Source organism: Kitasatospora sp. SolWspMP-SS2h (genome assembly GCF_003259315.1).
GTDB classification, from domain to species: Bacteria; Actinomycetota; Actinomycetes; order Streptomycetales; family Streptomycetaceae; genus Kitasatospora; species Kitasatospora fiedleri.
In genome coordinates, this window is record NZ_QLLT01000003.1 from 149,080 (window position 1) to 173,417 (window position 24,338).

A 24,338-nucleotide genomic window follows, 5' to 3' on the forward strand; every position below is an offset into this window, starting at 1 on the left:
GGGAGTCGGAATCGGCGGCATTCTCCGCGCGGTAGGGGGGAGACGGGGGGCGCGCGTGCCGAACGTGCGCCCGTCGATCCCGTCCCCGGGGAGCCCACGTGTCCGTCCACTCCCGTCTCGCCGTCCTCGGCGCCGGCACCGTCCTGGGCGGTGTCCTCACCCTCGGCGCCGGGGCCGCCCCCGCCCTGGCCTGCGAAGCGGCCCTGGCCCCGGCCGCCGCCGCCGACACTCCGTCCCCGGCGGCCCCCTCCGCCCCCGACCCCGCCCCCGCCTCCGACTCGCCGACCGCGTCGGCACCGGCGTCGGCGTCGGCCTCGACGTCCGACGGGGAGTCGGCCGCCACGGTGACGCTCCTGCCGCCGGCGGACCGGACGCTCGTCGCGGGCGGCGCCCCGGCCGAGTTCACCGCGGAGATCGACAACACCGGCACCGCCGCGCTCACCGCCGCCGCCCCGCTGCCCGCGCTGCGCAACGACGCCGCCCAGGAGGCGCACCAGGCCCTGCGCGCCGACGAACTGCTGCTCCAGGTGGCGACCCCGGCGGGCTGGACGCCCCTCCCGCTGTCGACCGGCGGCGACGGGGTGCTGCGCGGCGACGGCGGCTCCCTGGCCACCGACATAGCGCCGGGCCGGGCCGTCCGCTACACCTTCCGGCTCTCGGTGACCGCCCGGGACGCCGCCGTGCAGCAGGTGGACGTCCGGCTCGGCCTGCGGTCCGGTGCGGCGGGCGCCGCCGGGTCCGTCGTCCCGCACGCCAGGTTCCTGGTCACCCGCCCGGCCCCGCCCACCGCCGAGTCCGCGCCGACCGCGGCGGCCGCCCCGGCCGCGACCACCGCCGGGACGGTCTCCCGCACCGGGACGCTCGGCCTCGACTCCCGCCCCGAACCCACCCGGAGCGGCACCGCCACGCCGACGGCCACCGGGGCCCCCTCCGCCGTGGCCGCCGCGGGCGTGACCGAGCACCTGCTGGCCCCCACCGGCGGCGGCCGTCCCCCGGTCTCGCTGCTGGTCAGCGGGGTCGCCCTGATCACCCTGGGGGCCGTCGGCCTGGCGCTGGTGCTGGCCCACCGGCCCGCCCGCCACCGCTGAACCGCCGGCCGCTCCCGGGGCCGTCCAGCCCCGTCCTGCTCCGTGCGCCGGTGGGACGCCGTTCTCAGCGGCGCCCGGCCAGGCCGCTCGCGGCGGAGTCCCGTCCTCCGGCGGAGTCCCGTTCGGTGCGGTCGCGGGTGGCGGCGCGGGCGAGGTTGCCGAGCAGGCGGCGGTTGCGCAGGTGGAGGGCCAGTTCGGTCAGCGGGTTCTCCAGCCGGGCGCCGAGGCCGCGCAGCGGGTGCTCGTCCAGGAGCAGCAGGGTGTGGCGGCCCCAGGGGATGAGGGTGAACGCGATCCGGGCGGTGCCGAAGGGGGCGGCCTCGGCCTCCAGTTCGAGTCGGCGGCCGGATTCGCAGATCCGGACCACGCAGGTGTCCTCCAGGGTGACCGGGCCGATCCCGACCCGGAACCGGAGTTCGGCCCCGACCTCGGGCCAGCGGTCGTCCGCGCCCAGGATGTCCTGGGTGCCCACCACCCACTGCGCGTAGCTGTGGGCGTCGGCCAGCAGGTCCCAGACCTGCGCGGGCGGGGAGTCGATCAGTCGTTGGCGCTGTGCCATGGGACGGCCCTCCTTCGGGCTTCTCCGGCTCTCCGGGCCCCTCCGGCTCTCCGGGCTTCCTCGGGACGGGCGCTCAGCCGCGCGGGTCCGGACCGGAGGGCAGGAAGCGGGCGGGCGAGCGGCGGTACGCGTTCAGGGCGGCGCGGGCCGCGTTGGCGCCGCACGCCCCGTGGACGCCGCCGCCGGGGTGGGCGGCGGCGGAGGCCAGGTAGAGCCGCTCGATCGGGGTGCGGGGGCCGGCCGTGCCGGGCGTGGGGCGCAGGAAGAGCTGCTGGTGGGGGGCGGCGGTGCCGCCGTCGAGGGCTCCGCCGACCAGGTTCCCGTCCAGCCCCTGGAGGACCGGCGGGGTGAGGACGCGGCGGGCGGTGACGCGGCTGCGGAAACCGGGGGCGAACCGTTCGACCTGCTCCTCCAGCCGGTCGGCCATCGCCTCGCCCTCCCGGGTGTCCCAGCGGCCGGTGATGCCGTCGGGGCCGAGGTCGGCCTTGATGCGCTGCGGGACGTGGGTGTAGGCCCAGGCGGATTCGGTGCCCGCCGGGGAGCGGGTGGGGTCGGCGACGGTCATCTGGCCGAGCAGCGCGAACGGGCGGGCGGGCAGCCGGTCGGTGCGGACCTGGTGCGCCCAGTCGCCGAGTTCGTCGAGGTCCGCCCCGAGGTGGACGGTGCCGGCCCGGCCGGCGGCGGGCGCCTCCCACGGGATCGGCCCGGACAGCGCCCAGTCGACCTTGACGGTGGCGAAGTCCCACTCGAAGCGGCGGAGGTCCCGGCGCAGCCGGGCGGGGAGGTGCTCGGGGGCGACCAGCCCGCCGTACAGCGCGGTGGCGGCGGTGTCCGCGAGGACGGCCCGGCGGGCCCGGTGGCCGCAGCCGTCGGCGGTGCGCACCCCGAGCGCCCGCCCGTCCCGCACCACCACCTCGCGGACGGGCCGACCGCAGTGCACCTCCCCGCCCCGGGACTCCAGCCGGCGCACCAGCGCGTCGGTCAGCGCGGACGCCCCGCCCACCGGCACGGGCCAGCCGTAGCGCCGTCCGAGCATCGCCATCAGCCAGCCGAACGCGCCGCTGCCGGCGGCCTCCGGCAGCAGGTCGGCGTGCAGGGCGCAGCCGGCCAGCAGCATCCCGGGGGCGTCCCCCTCGAACTCCTCCTCCGCCAGCCGCCGCACCGGCAGGGCCAGGAAGCGGGCCAGCTCCAGCAGGCCGGCCACCCGGAGCCGGGCCGCGATCGCCGCGCCCGAGCGCAGCGGCGGGAACGGGGAGAGCAGCGCGTCGACCAGGTGCGGCTCCAGCCGGTCCCACCGGTCGGTCAGCCGCTGCCAGGCCCGGGCGTCGTGCGCGCCGAACATCCGCTCCAGTCGGGCCGCCTCCGGTTCGCCGTCGTTCCCGTCGCCGTCGCGGTGCAGCAGCCCGCAGCGCCCGTCGGACAGCGGGTGGGCGAGCACCACCGGGGCGTGGCTCCAGCGCAGCCCGAACTCCTCCAGGCCCAGCGAGCGGATCACCGGGGAGGCGGCGGCCAGCGGGTGGAAGGAACTGAACAGGTCCGAGACGTAGCGCGGGTCCACCCCCCGGTCGCTGCGGACCGCGCCGCCGGGCCACGGCTGTTCCTCCAGTACGACCACGTGCCAGCCCGCGTCCGCGAGCAGATTGGCCGCGACCAGCCCGTTGGGGCCGGCCCCGACCACGATCGCATCCGCCATGTCGGTCTCCTCGGGTCGTCGTCCCGCCCGCGCCTGCCCGGTTGCCACGGACGTACACGGAGCCGACCGGCCGGCCAGCCGGCCGGCCACCCGCAGGAACGTGCGGCCCGGCCCGGGCGCTCGTCCGGAGCCGTCGCCCCCCGGCGGACGGCACCTCCGGCCCGCGCGACACGCTCCCCCGCCGAGACCGCCCCCTCAGGAAGCCGCAGCCAGCCCCCGCGCAGCGAGCAGCCGACCCGCCCCGATCAGACCGGAGTCGTCGTCCTCGGCCCCCAGCACCACCATCTCGCGGATCTCCTCTCTGGTGAGCCCGAAGCAGCCGAGCCGTTCGAGCTCGGCGGTGAGGAGTTCGGCGTAGCGGGGTCCGACAGCGAGGGCGAAGCCGCCGATCAGGAGGTGGCGGCGGATGCCGATGGCGGCGAAGAGGGCGGTGATCGCGGAGGCGAGTGCGGTGATGCCGCCGTGGATGGCGGCGGTGGCGAAGGGGTCCTCGGCGCGGACGGCGGCCACCAGGGCGTGGTTGTCGAGGAGTTCGGGGTCGGGGGCGGTGGCCGCCAGCGCGGAGCGGGCGTAGCCGGCGGGGTCGGTGCGGGCGGCGCGGCGGGCGGCGGCGAGGGCGCCGCGGCCGGAGGCGATCGCGCCGAGGTGGCCGCGTCCGCCGCAGTCGCAGGGCGGGGCCTGGGGGGAGGTGTCGACGGTCCAGTGGCCGAGTTCGCCGCCGTGGCCCTCGGTGTCGAGCAGGACCTCGCCCGCGCGGTAGACCTTGTTACCGATGCCGGAGCTCACCGTGATCAGGCAGAACGGCCGGTCGTCGGCGGGGTCGACGTAGCGCCAGACGGCCGCCGTGAGGTCGTTGACGACGACGACGGGCAGGCCGAGGCGTTCTTCCAGCAGTTGCCGGACGGGCAGGTGTTCACCGGGGCCGCCCCAGACGGTGGGGGCGGCGAGGGCGCGGCCGTCGGCGGTGACGGGTCCGGCGAAGGCGACGGCGACGGCGGTGCTGCCGTGGCGTTCGACGGCTTCGGCGGCGAGCGCGGCGACCTGGTCGAGGACGCGGGCTTGCAGGGCGGCCACCGGCAGGTCGGGGTGGGCGGCTATGCCGTCGGTGGGGACGCGGCGGACGTCGGTGACGGTGTCGTCGTCCGGTGCGTAGCAGGCGGTCCGCAGGGTGGTGCCGCCGAGGTCGATGACGGTGAACGCAGGGTCGGACAAGGGTTGCTCCCCGGGCTTCGGTGGGTGCTTCGGCGTCGCTTCGGCGCTGGTGCGGGGCGCGGTCACTGGTCCGCGGCCACCCGCCGCGGCGCGATCGTACACGGCCCGGCCCGAATATGGGAGCGCTCCCACGCCAGCGCCCCGCACCGGCGCCCCACACCGCCGCCCCGCCCCCGCCCCGCCTCCCGTCCTGCCCGGGAACCGTGCCCGCCGTCTCCGGGGAGGAAGCCGCCCCCGCGCCGCAAGGCCCGACCGCCGCAAGGCCGTTGGCCCGGCGCGGAGCGCTCCCGCCGGGACCGGGGAACTCCGTTCCCGCCGTCGAGGGGAAGGTCTACATTTGTTTGCCTGACGCCGGATCAGGGTCAGGATCAGGGTCAGGGCCGGGGACCGGGCGAGCACGGCCCGGGTCCGGGCCGCGGGCGGTGGCGGCTACGGGGGTGGCGGATGACGTCGGGTGCGGTGCGGGGCGGTCCGGGGATCGGCGGGGTGCGCACGACGGCCAAGTACGAGGTGGACGCGCTGGTCCAGGACCTCGTGGCGCAGTTCAGCGCGGCCCGGCTGCCGATGCCGGTGGTGGTGCTGTCCGCGCAGGAGGACGATCCGGAGCTGGACGCCGAGGTGCGCGCGGTGGTCCGGGCGGTGCAGGAGGCGCAGGAGGGCGGCGACCTGCCGCACCGCTCGGTGCCGCACGTCTCCGACGGCGATCCGCACCAGAACGCGATCGCCGTGCTGGACGGGCTGGCGAGGGGCCCGTGGGCGCGCCGCGGCCCGTCCTGGTACCGCGGGTACCCGGCGCCGCGCTCCCGGCTGGTCGCCGCGATCGAGGCCGCCACCCGGCACGTGCTGGACGGCTCCCCGCTGCCCGCCGGGTCCGAGCCGCCCGCCGCGCCCACCGGCCCCGCCGCCGCGCGGCCGTTCGAGGAGCTGGTGGAGGCGGTGCTCGCCCGGCTGCGCGACCTGCACTGGCGGCCCGAGCCGCGCACCGCCGGGGGCGAGTGGCAGCGGCTGCTGTCGCCGGTGCTGAACTCCACGACGCTGATCGGGGCCTTCGTCCTGGCGGCGCTCACCAGCCTGCTGACGCAGGCGAGTTGGCAGTTGGTGGCGGGGGTGCTGCTGGCCGCGGTGGTCGTGCTCGGGACGACCGGCTGGGTGCGGCGCAACACCGCGCCGCTGTCCTGGCTGGGCCCGGCGAGCCGCTGGTTCGCCACCACCACCTTCCTGGCGGCCTCGGGGCGGCAGGCGGCGGCCTGGTCGCTGTGGCGGCCCCGGATGTCGTGGGACGTCACGCAGGCCCGGGCCCGCGAGGTGACGGGGGAGATCCTCAAGGCCCAACTGGCGGACACCCCGCCCGCCGAGCGGGACCGCGCCCAGCAGTTCCACCTCCAGCTGCGCACCCTGGCACTGCTGGAGGACCTGCGCCGGGCGCACCGCTCCTGGACGCCGGACGCCCGGGCCCGCAAGCGCCGCGTCCCGCCGGTGGTGTTCGTGCCCCGGGCGGACGCCGCGAGCGGCGCGCTGCGGGTGCTCGGCGCGATCTCGGACGTGCGCAGCCGCCGCAGCGAGCAGGACCCGCTGCTGGTGCTGGCGGCCGTCGCGCACGCCGACGTGGCGGCCTGGCTGGAGGACGACCACCCGGCGCCGGTCGGGGTGCACACCCTGGGGGCGCGCCGCGGCCCGTACGAGGACTGGGTGAGCGACCTGCGGGTGCGGCAGGCGCCGAGCCGGGGGCGGGCGCTGGCCTGGACGCTGCCGGTGCGGCTGACCAGGCTGCAGTTGCAGGCGGGCGAGACCACCCGGCTGGCGCCGGTGCCGGTGCGCCGTTCCTGGTGGTTCCTGTGGTCGCGCTGGTCGGTGCTGCTGGCGCTGGTGCTGGTGGCGGCCGGGGCGGGGCTGCGGGTGCAGCAGCTGTCCGAGCGGTACTGCGAGGCCCGGCTGGTGGGGTCGAACCCGGACGCGGTGTGGCGCACCGACCCGGGCGGGACGCGGGAGTGCATCGGCGTGGACACCGGGTCGGTGACCTTCGCGGGCGACGGCAGCGGCATCCGGCTGAGCGGCGAGCTGCCGGGCGCGGGCGCCGACCGCACCGGGGCGGACATCGGCCTGCGGACGCTGGAGGACGCGATCCGCCGCGAGAACGACCGGGTGGCCGCGCTGCCGAACGTCCGCTACGTGACCGTGGTGTACGCGGGTTCGCTGACCACCGCGGCCGGGCAGGACGGCCGGGCGCTGAACAGCCTGAAGGAGCTGGCCGGCGTCCACCTGGCGCAGGTCCGCAACAACGCGGGCGACCCGTTGAAGATCAAGGTGCTGGTCGCCAACGGCGGGCAGGACATGTACTTCCAGACCGAGATGGTGCACCGGATCGTCGACCTGGCCGCCCGCGACCGCTCGATCGCGGGCGTGGTCGGCCTGGGGCGGGACACCTCGGACAGCGACACCGCGCTCACCCTGCTCCAGCAGGCCGGTCTGGCCGTGGTCAGCACCACCAACTCGGCCAGCTACCTGGCCGGCGGCCACGTCAACTACTTCGGCCTGGCCGCCACCGACCAGGAGGAGGCGGCGGCGCTGCGCCTGATCGTGGACGGCCTGGCCACCCCGCCGCCGGACCGCTGGGCGGCCGTCCTGACCCGCACGCCCACGCCGGACGACCGCTACAGCCCCGAGCACGCCAAGTACGGCAGCGCGATGCTCACCGACGCCGGGTACCGCCTGATCGGCGACCGTCCCCTGGAGTACGGCCTGACCCCCAACGGGGACCCGGACTACGAGGCGGCGCTGGCCACCGCCTGCCACGGCAACCACCCGCCCGCCGTCCTCTACCTGGCCGGCCGGGCCGACGACGTCGACCAGCTGATGCACCGGCTGGCCAGCGACAAGGGCTGCGCCCGGCCGCTGGCCGTGCTGACCGGCGACGACCTGACCAAGGCCCAGTTCCGCACCGGCGGGACGGCGGTGGCCCCGCAGGCCACCCTGTACTACACGGCGCTGAGCGACCCGGCCACGACGGCCCGCGGCTCGGACCTCGCGGAGACCGCCGCGAGCGTCCTGCACCTGGTGCCGGCGGGGGCCAACCCGTACGAGGACGACGTGTTCTCGGACGGTTCGCTGGCCCTGGCCTACGACGCGACCGCCGCGCTCCAGGCGGGGGCCGCCAAGGCCGGGGCCTCCCAGCTGACCGGGACGGGCTCGGTGATGGCGGCGCTGCGCGCGGTGCAGCTGAACAACCGCCCGACCGGGACGGTGGACTTCCGCGAGGTCGGCCCGCTGGCCACCGAGCCCCAGCCGGGGCACGGGCTGCACATCATCCGGGTGCGGCGCGACGCGCAGGGCGCGCCGGTCACCGACCACCTGTGCGGCCGCCCGGCCGGGGAGACCGCCCCGCTCACCGGGTGCGCGCCCTGACCGGGCGGCCGGGGCGCCCCGGCCGCCCGGTCACTCCTCGATCCGGACCAGCGCGAGGGTGATGTTGTCCGGGCCGCCGGCCCGGATCGCGGCCCGCCACAGGTCGACCAGGGCGCGCTGGTCGTCGCCCTGCGGGTCGCCGTCGGCCTCGGCGGCGGCCTCGGTGAGCAGGGCGGCCAGTTCCTCGGGGGCCACCGGGTCGGTGAGACCGTCGGTGGACAGCAGGTAGCGGGCGCCGGGCCCGGCCGGCAGCCGGACCAGGTGGGGCCGGAGGTCCTCGGGGGCGGTGGCGCCGCCGAGGGTGCGGGTGACCAGGTGGCTGGTGCGGCGGCCGGGGGCGGGCGGCGGGCTGTCGTCGGTGCTGAGCAGGCGCAGGCCGAGGCCGTCGCCCTCGTCCGGGACGATCTCGTGGACCTGGCTGTCGCCGACGTTGAACACCAGCACGTGCTCCCCGTCGAACACCGCCCCGGCGACGGTGGTGGCCATGCCGGTCAGCGCCGGGTCGGCCTCGCCCGCCTCGCGCAGGGACGCGTGGCAGGAGCGGAGCGCCTCGGTGACGTCCTGCCCGGTCCGCAGCCGCGCCCCGGCCTCGGCGAGGTGGCGGGCGGTCAGCGCGGAGGCGACGTCCCCGGCGGGGTGGCCGCCGAGCCCGTCGGCGACGGCGACCAGCACCGGGGAGCCGCCGAGCGGGAAGACCATGCTCTGCGGGCTGTCGGTGGAGGTGGCGCACAGGGTCCACGGGCCCAGCACCAGGCTGTCCTCGTTGTGGTCCCTGACCACTCCGTCATGGCTGAGCGCGCTGACGACGACGTACGGCACTCCACGGCCCTTTCCTCGAACCCCCCGACCCAACGTGTCGCCCCATTCTCCCCACCGCCCGCCCGGCCCCGTCGGCAGGGCGGCCACTCGCGCCCGCTCCCGCCCGCTCCCGCCCGTTCGCACCCGTTCGCGCCCGCTCCCGCCCGGGGGACGTGCCGACGGGACGTCAGGAGACGGGCCGGGAAGGGGAATCCTCCGGGCGGTCGGGGGTAGACGCCCTCCCGGCCCGGCCAGAGGGGCGGGCCGAAACGACGACGGAGGCATCATGGGTCTCGGTGGCTGCATCATCCTGCTGGCGGTCGGAGCGATCCTCGCGTTCGGCGTGCACTGGCACCTGGCGGGCGTCAATCTCACGGTGGTCGGTGTCGTCCTGATGGTGGCGGGCCTGATCGGTGTCGTGGTGTACGCCCGCGTGCTGGGCCGCCGCCGCTACCTGGGCGGGCGCGGTGTCGACGAGGTGGTGATCGAGGAGCGCCGCGACGTGCTCTGACGGCCGGGGTGTCCCGGCGGTGCTCCCGGCGATCCGCGCAGCGGCCCATCCGTCCGGCGGTCCGGTTCCGAATGGGAACGGGGCCCGGTGCGGGGCCGCCGGTGCGGTCGTCGAGGAGGAGCGCGGTGGACACGAACGGTGCGGTGGACGTGGCGGTGGTGGGTGCCGGGGCGGCCGGGCTGGCCTGCGCGCTGGACCTCGCCGCGGCGGGGCGGCGGGTGCGGCTGCTGGAGGCGTCGGACGGGGTCGGCGGGCGGATGCGCACCGACCTGCGCGACGGCTTCCGGCTGGACCGCGGCTTCCAGGTGTTCAACACCTCCTACCCGCAGGTGCGCCGCCGCCTGGACCTGCGCCCGCTGCGGCTGCGCCCGTTCACGCCCGGCTTCCTGCTGGCCGGTCCGGCGGGCCACCGCCGGGTCGCCGATCCGCTGCGCCGACCGGACCTGGCCGGCGACCTGCTGACCGGCCGGACGGTGCCGCCCCGGGACGCGGCGGCACTGGCCGCGCTGACCGTGCGCGACGCCCTGCTGCCCGCCGCACTCCTGCGCCACGGACGCGACGTGCCCGCGGCGGTGGCGCTGCGCGCCGCGGGCGTCTCCCGGACGACCGTCGACGGCGTGCTGCGCCCGTTCCTGTCCGGCGTCTTCCTGGAGGACGGGCTGGCCACCTCCAGCCGGGTCCTGCACCTGTACTGGCGCAGCCTGGTCCGGGGCACCCTCGCGCTCCCGGCGGCCGGGATCGGGGCGGTGCCGCGGGCGCTGGCCACCCTGCTGCCCCCGGGGACGCTGGAACTGGACGCCCGGGCGGCGGAGGTGCACCGGGACGGGGTGGTGCTGGCCGACGGCCGGGAGGTCGCGGCGCGCTGCGTGGTGGTGGCCACCGAGGCGGCGGCGGCCGCGGCGCTGCTGCCCGGCCTGCCGGTGCCGGAGACCCGCTCGGTGACGACCTTCTACCACGTGGCCGAACGCAGCCCGCTGGCCGAACCGACCCTGCTGGTGGACGCCGCCGGCCGGCTGCTGAACTCGGTGGTGCTGTCGGAGGTGGTCCCCGGCTGCGCGCCGCGCGGGCTGTCTCTGGTCTCCACCTCGGTGCTCGGCACGACGGCCGAGGAGGGCCCGGTCCGCGCCCGGCTGGCCGAGCTGTACAGCTGCGACACCTCCGACTGGCACCCCCTGGCCGCGTACCGCATCCCGGGCGCCCTCCCCGCGATGCCCGCCCCGCACCCGCTGACCCGCACCGCCCGGTGGGCCCCGGGCCGGTACGTGTGCGGCGACCACCGGGCGACCGGCTCGGTCCAGGGCGCCCTGGCCTCCGGCGCCCGGGCGGCCCGCGAGGTGCTGGCCGACCTGGCCACCGGCCCGGACCGCCGGGGCCCGGGCCGCTGACACACCGACTGCCGGGGCTAGGGCGACGGGGCCGGACCGCCGGGGCCGGGGCGACGGCCGCCCGCCGGAACCGCGCCGGGACCCGCCGCCCCACCGACCGCCCCCGGGACACGGGTGCGAGACCCGCCCGCCCCCACCCGGAACAATCCGCTGGCCCACAGCGGCGCACCGCCGGTACGTTCCGGCCCGTGTGCACCTACGCCTCGGGGCCCGACAAGCTGCACTACGCCTGTGTGCGCTGCCGGATCAGCTTCAAGCGGCCCCACGCCGCCGCCGGGCACGCCTGCCCGGAGTGCGCCCGGCCGCTGCGCTGCGCCGGCCACGACTTCGCGGCACCACGCCGCCGGGACCGGAGGGCGTGGTCGGTGGTCGCGGTGGTCCTCGCCGCCGGGCTGCGGTACGAGGGCTTCGAGCCGTGCGGGTGCAGGCGGGAGCCGAAGTTCCGCCCCGGCACCCGCGCCCAGGTGCGCGCCCGCCGCACCGTCGCCGCCCGAACGGGCGCCCCGCTCGCCGATCTACTCGGCCGGGCCGACCCGCTGCAAGACGCGTAACTCCCCCGACCGGGCGCCCCGCGCACCCCCGACCGGGCACCCCGCGCACCCCCGACCGGGCACCCCGCGCACCGACCTGCCCGGCCGGGCCGACCCGCTGCAAGACCCGTCACTCCCCCGCCCCCGGCCCCCGCGGGCATGGTCCGGCCGATTGTGGTTACCCGCCAGTAGTGATGGTGCATGGGGAAGCCGTGACGGCTCGGGGAATCAGTGTGCGGGGCCCTCGCGGGCCGGTGTTCGAGAACGTGGACGTGACGGTGCCCGCCGGCGGGCTGCTGGTGGTGCACGGCCCGGCCGGGTCGGGGCGGACCAGCGTGCTGCTGGCGCTGGCCGGCCGGATGCGGTTGGGCACGGGCGCGCTGCGGGTGGGCCGCCACCGGGCGCCGGGGGCGGGGGCCGGGCGGGTGCGGCGGGCGGTCGCGGTGGCCCGGGCGGACGGCGCGGTCGCCGCCGAGGGCCGGTTGCGGGTGCGTGAGCTGGTCGCCGAACGCTGCTGGCTGGAGAAGGGGCTGACCCGGCGGCAGGTGGTCGAGGCTGCCCGGCTGCTGGGCCTGCACCTGCGCGGCGCGACCCTGGTGGAGGACCTCCCGCCGCTGGAGGCGCTGCTGCTGGACGTGGCGCTCGCGCTCGCGGCCCGCCCGCCCGTGCTGGTCGTGGACGCCGTGGACCGCGACGGCCCGGACGGCGACCGCGCGCTCGCCTGGCGGGCGCTGGCGACGGTGGCGGCCACCGGCTGCACCGTGCTGGCCGCCGCCGCCCAACCGCCCTCGCCGCCGCCCCCGGGCACCGTCCTGCTGGCCCTGCCGCACCGGGCCGACCCGGACGCCCCCGCCGCCGCCCCCGCGTCCGGTCGGGGGGTGGCCGCGTGACCGCCGTCCGGCTCGCCTGGCTCGAACTGCGCCGCTTCCGCGGCCCGCTGCGCCGGCTGGTGCCGCTGCTGCTGTGCCTGATCCCGCTGCTGTACGGGGCGATGTACCTGTGGGCGAACTGGGACCCGTACGGGAAGACCGACCGGATTCCGGTGGCCGTGGTGGACCTGGACCGGCCCGCCGTCGCCGAGGGGGGCCGGCCGGTGGACGCCGGGGCGCAGCTGGTGGAGCAGTTGAAGGCGTCCGGCACCTTCGGCTGGCAGTTCGTCGACGCGGGGACGGCCGACGCCGGGCTGCGCGGGGGCCGGTACGCGTTCACGGTCGAGATCCCGGCGGACTTCAGCGCCCGGCTGGCGACCGCCACCGACGCGCAGCCGCAGCAGGGCGGCATCCTGCTGCGGCTGAACGACGCGAACAACTACATCGCGGGCGTGATGACCGAGGTGGTGCAGTCCAAGCTCCAGGCCCAGGTCGACTCGGCGGTGCACGAGGCGTACGTCCGCGCGGTCTACGGCGAACTGACGGACTTCCGCAAGGAGTTGGCGGTGGCCTCGGAGGGCGCCCAGCAGCTGGTCGGGGCGACCGGGACGGCGCAGCAGGGCAGTGCGGCGCTCGCCACGGCGGCCGTCGGGCTGCACGCGGGCACCGAGCGGATCGGCGCCGGGGCGCAGCAGATCAGCCAGGCCGTCGGGCAGGTCGACCACGCCGCCGAGGCGCTGACCGAGGCGGCGGCCGACCGGCTGCCGCGGGCCGCCGCCCAGTTGGTGACGGCCGCCTCGGTGGCCGCCGAGGGGCTGCACACCCTGCACACCGGCACCTCGCAGGTCCGCGCGGGCGCCGACACCGCCCTCGCCGATCTGCGCCAACTGGCCACCGGTCATCCGGAGTTGGCCCAGGACGCGGTGTTCGCCCGGGCGCTGCGCGACGCCGAGCAGGCGGACGCCACCGCCGCGGGGATCGACGACCGGGCGGCGGCGGCCGACACCGGCGCGCAGCAGAACCTGGCCGCCGCCCGCGACCTCCAGCGCACCGCGACCGCCGTGCAGCAGAACGCCGCCGCGCTGAACAGCCCGCTGCGGCTGCTGGACAGCGGCACCGCCGAGGTCGCCGCGGGGACGTCGACGGTGGCCGGCGGCCTGGACGCGCTGCGGGCGGGCGCGGACGCCGCGAAGTCCGCCGCCGACCAGGCGCACGACGGCGCGACCCGGCTGGCGGGCACCGTGGACGACGGGCTGCACCGCATCCCGGAGCTGTCCGACCAGCAGATCGCGGGCGCCGCCCAGGTGCTGGGCACACCGGCCCGGATCGACCGGACCAACCTGCACCCGGCGGGCGTGTACGGGCGCGGGATGGCCCCGTTCTTCTTCGGCATCGCGCTCTGGGTGTTCGGCCTGTTCGCGTACCTGCTGCTGCGGCCGGTCAACCGCCGGGCGCTGGCCGGGCGGGCCCGGTCGGCGACGGTGGCCGCCGCCGGGTGGCTGCCCGCCGCGCTGCTGGGCGCGGTGGCCGCGCTGGTGCTGTACGCGGTGGTGGACCTGGGGCTGGGGCTGGACCCGGCGCACCCGTGGGCCACCGTCGCGCTGCTGGTGCTGGGCGCGGCCTCGTTCGTGGCGGTCGACCACTTCCTGCGGACCTGGCTGGGGGTGGCGGGGGACGTGCTGTCGCTGGTGCTGCTGGTCCTCCAGCTGACCGCGGCCGGCGGCCTGTACCCGATGCCCACCACCCCGGCGTTCTTCCAGGCCGTGCACCCGCTGCTGCCGATGACGTACCTGATCGACGGGCTGCGGGTCACCGTCTCCGGTGGCCAGGCCGCCCACCTGCTGCGGGACGGGATCGTGCTGGCGGGCTTCGGCGCCGTGTTCCTGGCCCTCACCGCGCTGGCGGTGCGCCGGCAGCGGGTGTGGACGGTGGCCCGCCTGCACCCGGACATCGAGCTGTGAGCGCCCGGCCGGTCCGGAGCGGACGGGCCGTCGTCCTCCTGGCCGGCGGCCCCGGTTGACGGGAGTCGTCGACAGGCGGTCCGCCGAGCCCGCCGCACCCGCGCCGCGGGCCGCCCCCGGAGACCGGGGGCGGCCCGTCCGCGTTGCCCGCCCGACAGCAACGGCAGGCCGGGACTGGTCGGTGTGTCGGCGTGGACGGGTGTCAGTGGGCCCGGCCGGAGAACCGCCCGACGGCGGGACGGCGTGGCTCGGGCGGGACGGACGGAGCGAGCAGGACCGGCTGCGCGATCGGCTGCGAGCCCGGTTCGAGGAACAGGGAGGCGGTGACCGGCGCCGGCCGTTCTCCGTCCCGGAGGCGGAGCGGCGGGTGGGCGGCGGTCTCGGAGAAGGGCTGCCACAGCGGGTGGCGGTCGGTGTCCATGCCCTGGGTCTGACCGGCCGTCACCGATCGAATCCTCCGATTTTCCCGCGGCCCGCGGGATTCCACCGGACGGGCTACAGGGCGAAGGTGACCCGGATCCGCTTGCCGCCGGCCGGCAGCGGGTCGACCCGGCAGGTCGCGGCGAGCGCCTGGACGATGGCCCAGCCGCGGCCCCCCGCGGTGGCGGGGTCGCGGTCGTGCAGCGGTTGGGCGACGGGCGGGCGGTCGTCGCCGTCCTCGACGTCGACGACCAGTTCGGTCCCGCCGGGCCCGAGGCGGGCGTCGAAGCAGGTCAGGCCGCCGCCGTGGTGCAGGGCGTTGGCGACGAGTTCGGTCACCGCGAGCTGGGCGTCGGCCAGCACCCGGCCGCCGGGGTGCCCGGCGGACTCCAGCAGTCGGGCGAGGACCGCGCGGGCCTGACCCGCGGTCCGCACGGGCGCCGACGGCCGTTCTCCCGGGACGGCGGCCTCCGGGGACGGCGGCCGGGCGTCGTCGTGGGGCATGAACGACCTCGAATCGTCTACGGCACCGTACGTGCCGGCCGGCGAGGCCGGACGGAGAGGAGGGATCCAGTGGGATCGGAGTGCTTGTGCCCCGGAGGGGACGGATGATGCGGGACGGTGCACCCGCGTCACCCGGCTTCGGTTCCGTGCGGGCGGCGGCGCAGCAGTGCGGCGGCGGCTGCCTCCCTGGCCTGCGGCAGGCTCTCGGCGACGGTGAAGTAGCCGTCGGTCGAGGTGATCTCCAGCAGGCGCCGGACCACGGGCGCGAGCGGGCCGAGCAGGACGAGCACCCCGCCCGCGGCCTCCGTCCGCTGCTGGGTCAGCACCAGGGTCCGCAGCGCGGAGGAGTCGGCGAAGGTGACCGCCGAGACGTCCAGGACGAGTGCGCCGGTGCTACGGGTGACGGCGGCGTCCACCGCCTCGGCGAGTTCGCGTTCGCTGTCGTGGTCGAGATCGCCGCTCAGGTGCAGCACCGTGGGTTCGGGCGGCCCTGGGGTGTGGTCGGTCATGTCGGCCATGCTAGGCCCTGCCGTTCGGGGCCCGGGGGCCGCCCGTCGGACCGGCCCCGGGGGCCGGGGTTGCCCGGCCCGGGAGCGGGCAGCCGGAGGAGCAACGGGCGCGGACCCGGCACAATGCAGGCTGGTGGCGCCGCGTCCGGCGCCGCCGGGCCGGAAGGAGGAACCCGGTGACGCGGGAGCGGGCTCAGGGGGTGTTCGGCGCCGACCCGGCGGTGGGTGCCGACCTGGCGCGGGTCGACTGGTCGGCCACGCCGCTGGGCGACCCGGCGGACTGGCCGCAGAGCCTGCGCTCGGCGGTGGACACGATGCTGTCCTCGCGCTTCTCCATGTGGATGGGGTGGGGCCCGGACCTGACGTTCTTCTGCAACGGCGCGTACCGGCGCGACACGCTGGCCGACAAGTACCCGTGGGCGCTGGGCCGCCCGTTCCGCGAGGTGTGGGCGGAGGTCTGGGAGGACGCCAGGCCCCGGATCGAGCACGTGCTGACCGAGGGCGAGGCGACCTGGGACGAGGCGCTGCCGCTGCGGCTGCGGCGCTCCGGCTACCCCGAGGAGAGCTACCACACCTTCTCCTACAGCCCGCTGCGCGACGAGGCCGACGCGGTGGTCGGCGTGCTGTGCGTGGTCAGCGAGGACACCCAGCGGGTGGTCGCGGAGCGCCGGATGGCGACGCTGCGCGACCTGGGCTCCGACCCGGGGGCGGTGCGCACCGAGGGCGAGTTCCTGGCGTTCAGCGCCGAGCAGCTCGCCCGCAACCCGTACGACCTGCCCTTCACCCTGACCTACCTGTTCGACGACCGGGGCGGCGCCGAGCTGGCCGCCTCCTCCGGCGTGCCCGCGGGCCACCCGGCCGCGCCGGCCCGGACCGGGCCCGGGGAGCCGGGCCCGTGGCCGGCCGCGGCGGTCCGCCGGGGCGGGGCGGTGTCGGTCCCGCTGACCGGCGGGCCGTTCGCCGAGCTGCCGCGCGGGGCGTGGGAGGAGCCGCCCCGGGAGGCCCGGCTGGTGCCGTTGAGCGGCCCGGGCGGCGAGCCGAGCGGTTTCCTGGTCGTCGGCCTCAACCGGTACCGCCCGGCGGACGACGCCTACCTGGACTTCGTCGACCTGGTCGCGGGCCGGCTGGCGGTCGGGATCACCAGCGCCCGCAACCACGAGGCGCAGCAGCGGCGCGCGGAGCAGCTGGCCGAGCTGGACCGGGCGAAGACCGCGTTCTTCTCCAACATCAGCCACGAGTTCCGCACCCCGCTGACGCTGATCTCCGGGCCGGTCGAGGGCCTGCGGCAGCGCCTCGCGGACGCCGACCCGGACGTCCAGGAGGACCTGGAGACGGTCCACCGCAACACGCTGCGGCTGAGCCGCCTGGTCAACACGCTGCTGGACTTCTCCCGGATCGAGGCGGGCCGGATGCGGGCCCGCCCGGAGCCGGTCGACCTGGCCCGGGTCACCGCCGAGCTGGCCGCCGTGTTCCGCTCGGCCGCGCAGCGCGCCGGGCTGGTCCTGGAGGTCGACTGCGCGCCGCTGAGCGCTCCGGTGCCGGTGGACCCGGAGCTGTGGGAGAAGGTCGTCTTCAACCTGCTGAGCAACGCCCTGAAGTTCACTTTCGAGGGAACGGTCCGGGTCCGGGTGCGCGAGCGGGACGGACGGGCCCTGGTCACCGTCGAGGACACCGGGGTGGGCGTCCCGGCCGCGGAACTGCCGCGCCTGTTCGACCGCTTCCACCGGGTCGAGAACAGCCGGGCCCGCTCGCACGAGGGCAGCGGCATCGGCCTGGCCCTGGTCAAGGAGCTGGTCGAGCTGCACGGCGGGACGATCACCGTCGACTCCGTGCCGGACCGCGGCACCTCCTTCACCGTCAGCCTGCCGCTGGCGGACTCCGGTGCCCCGGCCGCCCAGGACGGCCCGGACGACCCGGACGGCACCGCCCGCCCGGGCGCCGAGGCGTTCGTCCAGGAGGCCCTGCGCTGGGAGCACCGCCCCTCCCCCGGGCCCGCCGGGCCGCAGCCGGACACCGGGGCGCCCACCGACGGGCCTCCGGCGCCGGACGGCCCGACGCAGGACGGCCTGACGCAGGACGGCCCGACGCAGGACGGCGCGGGGACGGACGCCGGTGCGCCCGCGCACGTCCTGGTCGTCGACGACAACGCCGACATGCGCGACTACCTCAGCCGCATCCTGCGCGGCGCGGGCCACCGGGTCACCGCGGTCGCCGACGGCGACCGGGCGCTGGCCGCCGTCCGCACCGCCGCCCCCGAGCTGGTGATCAGCGACGTGATGATGCCCGGCACGGACGGCCTGCGGCTGGTCGCGGCGCTGCGCGCCGACCGGCGCACCGCCGCCCTGCCGGTGCTGCTGCTGTCGGCCCGGGCCGGGCGGGAGGACGCCATCGACGGCTTCGAGTCGGGGGCCGACGACTACCTGGTCAAGCCCTTCGCCGCGACCGACCTGCTGGCCCGGGTGCGCGCCGCGCTGCGGCTGGCGCGGCTGCGCGACCAGCACACCCGCTGGCAGGACGCCCTGGTCGACTCGCTCCAGGACGCGTTCTTCGTCTGCGACGAGGACGGCGCCGTCCTCCAGGTCAACCAGGCGTTCACCGACATCCTCGGCTACGGCCCCGAGGGGCTGCCCTACCCGGCGCCGCACCCGTGGTGGGCGGACCCCGCCACCGATCCGGACGCCCACCGGCAGGCCGCCGACGCCCTGGCCCGGGCGACCGCCGACGGCCGCGGCAGCTCCACCGCCCCCGTCACCCACCGGGACGGCCACCGGATCTGGACGCACTCCACCTTCAGCCGCGTCCCGGACCCGGCGACCGGCCGCACCGTCACCGTCGGCACCTTCCGGGACGTCACCGCCGAGTACTACGCCATCCAGCGCGAGAGCGCCCTGGCCCTGCTCGCCGACTGCCTGAGCCGGGCCACCGGCGCCGAGGAGTCGCTCGCCTGCGCCCTGGCGGAGATGCGCGGACTGTGGCGCGCCCGCCGGGTGGTGGCGGTCCACTTCGACCGCGCCGGGGCCGCGCCCCGGCTCACCGCCGCCGGGCCCTGCCCGGACTGGCCGGATCTGCCGGAGGAGCACCGGGCGGCGCTGACCGCGCTGGCCGCCGCGCCCGCCCTCACCCCGGTGCAGGGGCCCGCCGGGACCGGCATCCGGCTGGAGCGGCCGGGCGGGCCGCTGGTCCTGGTGGTCGAGCTGGGCGAACGCCGCCCCTTCACCCGGGAGGACGAGCTGCTGCTCGTCCTGCTGGGCGGCCGGCTGGCCCAGGGGCTGGCCCGGGCCCAGCGGATCGACCAGCAGCGCGAGACGGCCATCGCCCTGCAGCGGGCCATCCTGGGCCCGGACCGGCTGCCGCCGGGCTTCGCCGCCCGCTACGAGCCGGCCACCCCGCCGCTGGAGGTCGGCGGCGACTGGTACGACACCGTGCCGCTGCCCGACGGCCGGATCGGCATCATCGTCGGCGACTGCGTCGGGCGCGGCCTGGCCGCGGCCAGCGTGATGGGGCAGCTGCGCAGCGCCTGCCGGGCGCTGCTGCTCCAGGACCACAGCCCGGCCCGGACGCTCGCCGCGCTGGACGCGTTCGCCGCCGCCATCCCCGGCGCGGTCTGCACCACCGTGTTCTGCGGCGTCCTCGACCCGGCCACGGGCGAGCTGCGCCACTCCAGCGCCGGGCACCCGCCCGCCGTGCTGGCCCGGGCCGACGGCTCCACGGCCCTGCTGGAGGGCGGCCGGGCCCTGCCGCTGGCCGTCCGCCCCGGCCTGCCCCGGCCCGAGGCCACCACGGTGCTGCCCGGCCGCTCCACGCTGCTGCTGTACACGGACGGGCTGGTGGAGCGGCGGCGCGACGGCCTGGCGGAGGGCATCGCGCAGGCCGGCCGGGCGGTCGTCACGGGCGCGGCCCTGCCCACCGCCGACCTGCCCGAGCACGTGACGGACCTGCTGCGCCCCGCCGAGGGCTTCGAGGACGACGTCGCCGTGCTGCTGTACCGGCAGCCCGCCGTCCTGACCCTGTCCTTCCCGGCCCGGCCGCAGGAGCTGCCGGCCGCCCGCGCCGCCCTGCGCGCCTGGCTGGCGGAGTGCGGCGTCCCGGCCGGGGCGGCCCGGGAGGTGTCGGCCGCCGGGGCGGCGGCCCTCGCCGAGTCCTTCGCGGACGGCGCGGACGGCCCGGACGGCGCCGGGGGTCGGCACGGACCCGACGCTCCGGACGGCCTCGACGGCCTCGACGGCGACGGCCCGCGCTCCCCCGACGGCACCGTGCGGCTGACCGCCCGGGCCACCGCCGACCGGCTGCGGGTGACGGTCGCCCGCGCCGGGGGCCCCGAGGCGCTGGTGGTCCAGGCCGCCCTGTCGGCGGGCTGAGACGGCGGCCGGGGCCCGCTCAGGGCCCGCCCAGGGCCCCGCCGGGCGTCCTGTCGGGGCCCTGCCAGGTCTCCCACCTGGGGGTTTTCCGGCGTTCCGGCCACTGGGGTAGCCTCGCCGGGGGTCCGGGATCAAGGCCGTTCGGCCGTGCCCGGTGGCCCGTGCGCTTGATCGGTTGCCCGGCCGGACGGCGGGGCGTGGCAGGAGGCGGAGCTTTCGATGGCTGGCTCGACGACGTCGCGGAACCCGCAACCGGACGCGGCGGCCGTCCGATCCCAGATCGGCGAGGCCGAACTGCGGCTGCTGCTGGCGGGTCTGACCGCGGTGCGCGACGGTGACTTCAGCACCAAGCTGGCCGGTGACTCGGACGGGCTGCTGGGCGAGATCGCCACCGTGTTCAACGGCATGGTGGACCAGCTGTCCAGGTTCACCTCCGAGGTGACCCGGGTGGCCCGCGAGGTCGGCACCGAGGGGCAGTTGGGCGGCCAGGCCGTGGTGCCCGGGGTGTCCGGCACCTGGGAGGACCTGACCGACTCGGTCAACGCGATGGCGGGCAACCTCACCACTCAGGTCCGCAACATCGCGCAGGTCACTACCGCGGTCGCCAACGGCGACCTGACCCGGAAGATCGACGTCGCCGCGCGCGGCGAGATCCTGGAGCTCAAGACCACCATCAACACGATGGTGGACCAGCTCAGTTCGTTCGCCGGGGAGGTCACCCGCGTCGCCCGCGAGGTCGGCACCGAGGGCATCCTCGGCGGCCAGGCCGACGTGAAGGGCGTCTCCGGGACGTGGCGCGACCTGACCGACAGCGTCAACTCGATGGCGGGCAACCTGACCGGCCAGGTCCGCGCGATCGCCCAGGTGGCGACCGCGGTGGCCGAGGGCGACCTGTCGCAGAAGATCACCGTGACCGCGCGCGGCGAGATCCTGGAGCTGAAGGACACCATCAACACGATGGTGGACCAGCTCAGTTCGTTCGCCGGGGAGGTCACCCGCGTCGCCCGTGAGGTCGGCACCGAGGGCCGGCTCGGCGGCCAGGCCGACGTCCGCGACGTGTCCGGCACCTGGCGCGACCTGACCGAGTCGGTCAACGTGATGGCCGACAACCTGACCGCCCAGGTCCGCGCGATCGCCCAGGTCACCACGGCCGTCGCCAAGGGCGACCTGACGCAGAAGATCCGGGTGGACGCCCGGGGCGAGATCCTGGAGCTGAAGGAGACCATCAACACGATGGTCGACCAGCTCTCCGCGTTCGCCGACGAGGTCACCCGCGTCGCCCGCGAGGTCGGCACGGCCGGCAACCTGGGCGGCCAGGCCACCGTCCGGGGCGTCTCCGGCACCTGGAAGGACCTGACCGACAACGTCAACGTGATGGCGTCCAACCTGACCGGCCAGGTCCGTTCGATCGCGCAGGTCGCCACCGCGGTGGCCCGCGGCGACCTGAGCCAGAAGATCACCGTCGAGGCGGAGGGCGAGGTCGCCGCGCTGGCCGGGGTGATCAACACCATGGTGGACACCCTCTCGGCGTTCGCCGACGAGGTCACCCGCGTGGCCCGCGAGGTCGGCACCGAGGGCATCCTCGGCGGCCAGGCCCGGGTGCCGAACGTCGCGGGCACCTGGAAGGACCTCACCGACAACGTCAACTTCATGGCGCACAACCTGACCTCGCAGGTCCGCAACATCGCGCAGGTCACCACCGCGGTCGCCAACGGCGACCTGACCCGGAAGATCGACGTCGACGCGCGCGGCGAGATCCTGGAGCTCAAGACCACCATCAACACCATGGTCGACCAGCTCGGCTCGTTCGCCGCCGAGGTCACCCGCGTGGCCCGCGAGGTCGGCAGCGAGGGCCGCCTGGGCGGCCAGGCCGAGGTGGAGGGCGTCTCCGGCACCTGGAAGCGGCTCACCGAGAACGTCAACGAGCTGGCCGGGAACCTCACCCGGCAGGTCCGCGCGATCGCCGAGGTGACCAGCGCCGTCGCGGCGGGCGACCTGACCCGCTCGGTCACCGTGGACGCCTCCGGCGAGGTCGCCGACCTCAAGGACAACGTCAACGCGATGGTCGGCTCGCTGCGCGAGACCACCCGCGCCAACGAGGAGCAGGACTGGCTCAAGACCAACCTGGCCCGCTTCTCCGGCCTGCTCCAGGGCCAGCGGGACCTCGCGGTGGTCGCCGAGGCGGTGATGGACGAGCTCACCCCGCTGGTGGGCGCCCAGGTCGGCGCGTTCTACCTGGCCGAGGAGGGCGACCGGGGCACGGTGCTGCGGCTGTTCGGCTCGTACGCCTACCCGGACGGCGAGCGGCCGACCAGCTTCCGGCTCGGCGAGTCGTTCGTCGGCCAGGCCGCCCGCAGCCGGCGCACCATCGCCGTCGAGACGCTCCCCTCCGGCTACCTGGCGGCCTCCTCCGGCCTGGGCCGGACCGAGGAGCTGTCGCTGCTGGTCGTCCCGATCGTGGTCGAGGAGCTGGTGCTCGGCGTCATCGAGCTGGCCTCGGTCCGGCCGTACACCGCCGTCCACCGGGCCTTCCTGGACCAGCTGATGGAGACCATCGGCGTCAACGTCAACACGATCGTCGCCAACGCCCGTACCGACGAACTGCTCGGCGAGTCGCAGCGGCTGACCGCCGAACTCCAGGTCCGCTCGCAGGAGTTGCAGGCCCGGCAGGAGGAGCTCCAGGCGTCCAACGCGGAACTCGAGGACAAGGCCGCCCTGCTGGCCGCCCAGAACCGGGACATCGAGACCAAGAACCTGGAGATCGAGCAGGCCCGGCAGGAGCTGGAGGAGCGCGCGCACCAGCTCTCGCTGGCCTCGACGTACAAGTCGGAGTTCCTGGCCAACATGAGCCACGAGCTGCGCACCCCGCTCAACAGCCTGCTGATCCTGGCCCAGCTGCTCGCCCAGAACCCCACCCGGAACCTGACCGCCAAGCAGGTCGAGTACGCGGGCATTATCCACTCGGCCGGCTCGGACCTGCTCCAGCTGATCAACGACATCCTCGACCTGTCCAAGGTCGAGGCCGGGAAGATGGACCTCAACCCCGAGCCGGTGGCGCTGCGCAGCCTGCTGGAGTACGCCGAGGCCACCTTCAAGCCGCTGACCGGGCAGAAGAGCCTGGCCTTCACCGTGCGCACCGCCCCGGACGTGCCCGAGGACATCGTCACCGACGACTACCGGCTGCGCCAGGTGCTGCGGAACCTGCTCTCCAACGCGGTGAAGTTCACCGAGCGCGGCCGGGTCGAGCTGCGGATCGGGATGGCCCCCGAGGACCAGATCCCCGAGGGCGTGCGCCGCGGCGGCCCGGTGCTGGCCTTCCGGGTCTCCGACACCGGCATCGGCATCGCGCCGCAGCACCTGGAGACCGTCTTCGGCGCCTTCCAGCAGGCCGACGGCACCACCAGCCGCAAGTACGGCGGCACCGGCCTGGGCCTGTCGATCAGTCGGGAGATCGCCTACCTGCTCGGCGGCGCGATCACCGCCGAGAGCGTGCTGGGCAGCGGCAGCACCTTCACGCTGTTCCTGCCGGTGACCCGGCCGGAGTTCCTGGCCCTGGAGGCCGGTCCGCGCGCCGACGCGGCGGTCGGCGGCCCGGTGGCGGCCGACCTGCCGCACCAGGTCTCCGAGGAGGGCGCGGCGGCGCTCCAGCCGCGCCGCCTGCTGGTGGTCGAGGACCGCCAGGGCGGCCTGCTGTCGCTGGTCGCCGAGAACGCCACCACCGAGCCGGCCGGCCTCACCGGGGCCAAGGAGGGCCGCCGCCGGGTCGAGGTGGTCACCGCGGTCGGCGCGGCGGAGGCCGCGGCCGTCCTGGCCTCGGCGCCCTCGCACTGCGTGGTGCTGGACCTCGACCTGCCCGACGGCGCCGCCCCGGCGCTGCTGCGCGACATGGACCGGGACCCGGCGCTCCAGGGCGTGCCGGTGCTGGTGCACAGCAACCGCGGCACGCCGGGCGACGCCGACGCGCTCTCCCGGGCCGGCGCCCGGCCGCTGGAGGTCATCTCCAGCCTGGACGAGCTGCGCGAGCGGATCGCCCTGCACATGAGCGCCGACCACCCCGGCGACGTGCCGCTGGTGCGCGGCACCCCGCAGGACGCCACCTGGGAGGCGGCCGGGGTGGACTCCGCGCTGAGCGGCCGCCTGGTGCTGGTCGTCGACGACGACGACCGCAACCTGTACGCCATCACCGGCATCCTGGAGCTGCACGGGATGCGGGTGCTCCAGGCCGAGAACGGCCGGGCGGCGCTGGAGACGCTGGCCGCCAACCCCGGCATCGACGTGATCCTGATGGACGTGATGATGCCCGAGATGGACGGCTACACCGCCACCGCGGCGATCCGCGCGATGCCGCGCTACGCGGCGCTGCCGATCATCGCCGTGACCGCCAAGGCCATGGTGGGCGACCGGGAGAAGAGCCTCTCCTCCGGAGCCAGCGACTACATCACCAAGCCGGTCGACGCCGGCGAGCTGATCGGCCGGATCGAGGCCCAGCTCACCGAGTAGCCGCCCCGCTCCCCCGCCCGTCCCCCGTCCGTCCAGCAG

At 76.7% G+C, this 24,338-nt stretch carries 16 protein-coding genes; 9 read left to right on the top strand and 7 right to left on the bottom strand.

Annotation, left to right across the window (positions count from 1 at the left end; translation table 11 throughout):
- The first annotated feature begins 98 nt into the window (after window positions 1-98).
- Window positions 99-1,088, top strand: coding sequence for a hypothetical protein (locus K353_RS04805; protein WP_111552303.1), 990 nt, complete (start codon window positions 99-101; stop codon window positions 1,086-1,088).
- Between the two features lie 64 nt (window positions 1,089-1,152).
- On the opposite strand, the gene K353_RS04810 is transcribed toward K353_RS04805, so the two are convergent.
- From K353_RS04810 to K353_RS04820, 3 genes are all read right to left on the bottom strand, one after another.
- Window positions 1,153-1,647: an SRPBCC family protein gene (locus tag K353_RS04810; RefSeq protein WP_111552304.1), complete on the bottom strand. Its 495-nt coding sequence runs from the start codon at window positions 1,645-1,647 to the stop codon at window positions 1,153-1,155.
- A 73-nt stretch (window positions 1,648-1,720) separates the two neighbouring features.
- Window positions 1,721-3,340, bottom strand: coding sequence for an NAD(P)/FAD-dependent oxidoreductase (locus K353_RS04815; protein WP_111552305.1), 1,620 nt, complete (start codon window positions 3,338-3,340; stop codon window positions 1,721-1,723).
- A gap of 195 nt (window positions 3,341-3,535) precedes the next feature.
- Window positions 3,536-4,552, bottom strand: a complete 1,017-nt coding sequence (locus K353_RS04820) for an ROK family protein (RefSeq protein WP_111552306.1) — start codon at window positions 4,550-4,552, stop codon at window positions 3,536-3,538.
- 486 nt (window positions 4,553-5,038) lie between these two features.
- Between K353_RS04820 and K353_RS04825 the strand changes: the two genes are divergently transcribed.
- Complete coding sequence (locus K353_RS04825; RefSeq protein ID WP_146616395.1) at window positions 5,039-7,954, top strand: ABC transporter substrate-binding protein; 2,916 nt, start codon at window positions 5,039-5,041, stop codon at window positions 7,952-7,954.
- A gap of 30 nt (window positions 7,955-7,984) precedes the next feature.
- Here K353_RS04825 and K353_RS04830 read toward each other — a convergent pair whose 3' ends face one another.
- Window positions 7,985-8,773 (bottom strand): PP2C family serine/threonine-protein phosphatase, encoded by a 789-nt coding sequence (locus tag K353_RS04830; protein ID WP_199527987.1) that lies wholly within the window; start codon window positions 8,771-8,773, stop codon window positions 7,985-7,987.
- A gap of 265 nt (window positions 8,774-9,038) precedes the next feature.
- On the opposite strand from K353_RS04830, the gene K353_RS04835 reads away from it, so the two are divergent.
- From K353_RS04835 to K353_RS04855, 5 genes are all read left to right on the top strand, one after another.
- On the top strand, window positions 9,039-9,263 hold the full coding sequence (locus tag K353_RS04835) for a DUF6458 family protein (RefSeq protein WP_111552308.1): 225 nt from the start codon (window positions 9,039-9,041) through the stop codon (window positions 9,261-9,263).
- 125 nt (window positions 9,264-9,388) lie between these two features.
- The gene (locus tag K353_RS04840; protein ID WP_233533377.1) at window positions 9,389-10,648 is read left to right on the top strand and encodes an FAD-dependent oxidoreductase; all 1,260 of its coding nucleotides are present in this window, start codon (window positions 9,389-9,391) and stop codon (window positions 10,646-10,648) included.
- 188 nt (window positions 10,649-10,836) lie between these two features.
- A complete protein-coding gene (locus K353_RS04845; protein WP_199527988.1) occupies window positions 10,837-11,199 on the top strand; it encodes a hypothetical protein in 363 nt (120 codons plus the stop codon).
- A gap of 212 nt (window positions 11,200-11,411) precedes the next feature.
- Window positions 11,412-12,068, top strand: coding sequence for an ATP-binding cassette domain-containing protein (locus K353_RS04850; RefSeq protein WP_233533378.1), 657 nt, complete (start codon window positions 11,412-11,414; stop codon window positions 12,066-12,068).
- Window positions 12,065-14,008 carry a YhgE/Pip family protein gene (locus K353_RS04855; RefSeq protein WP_111552311.1) on the top strand — a complete coding sequence of 648 codons (1,944 nt, stop codon included), beginning with the start codon at window positions 12,065-12,067 and terminating at the stop codon, window positions 14,006-14,008. The genes K353_RS04850 and K353_RS04855 overlap by 4 nt, the downstream gene beginning before the upstream one ends.
- Before the next feature lie 202 nt (window positions 14,009-14,210).
- Here K353_RS04855 and K353_RS04860 read toward each other — a convergent pair whose 3' ends face one another.
- The 3 genes from K353_RS04860 to K353_RS04870 form a co-directional block, all read right to left on the bottom strand.
- Window positions 14,211-14,453: a hypothetical protein gene (locus K353_RS04860; RefSeq protein ID WP_111552312.1), complete on the bottom strand. Its 243-nt coding sequence runs from the start codon at window positions 14,451-14,453 to the stop codon at window positions 14,211-14,213.
- A 50-nt stretch (window positions 14,454-14,503) separates the two neighbouring features.
- The gene (locus tag K353_RS04865; protein WP_111552313.1) at window positions 14,504-14,932 is read right to left on the bottom strand and encodes an ATP-binding protein; all 429 of its coding nucleotides are present in this window, start codon (window positions 14,930-14,932) and stop codon (window positions 14,504-14,506) included.
- Window positions 14,933-15,060: 128 nt separating this feature from the next.
- Complete coding sequence (locus tag K353_RS04870; RefSeq protein WP_158585338.1) at window positions 15,061-15,441, bottom strand: STAS domain-containing protein; 381 nt, start codon at window positions 15,439-15,441, stop codon at window positions 15,061-15,063.
- A gap of 200 nt (window positions 15,442-15,641) precedes the next feature.
- Between K353_RS04870 and K353_RS04875 the strand changes: the two genes are divergently transcribed.
- Both K353_RS04875 and K353_RS04880 read left to right on the top strand, forming a co-directional pair.
- Window positions 15,642-19,799: a SpoIIE family protein phosphatase gene (locus K353_RS04875; protein ID WP_111552315.1), complete on the top strand. Its 4,158-nt coding sequence runs from the start codon at window positions 15,642-15,644 to the stop codon at window positions 19,797-19,799.
- Between the two features lie 219 nt (window positions 19,800-20,018).
- Window positions 20,019-24,299 (top strand): HAMP domain-containing protein, encoded by a 4,281-nt coding sequence (locus K353_RS04880; protein WP_111552316.1) that lies wholly within the window; start codon window positions 20,019-20,021, stop codon window positions 24,297-24,299.
- Window positions 24,300-24,338: the final 39 nt, after the last annotated feature.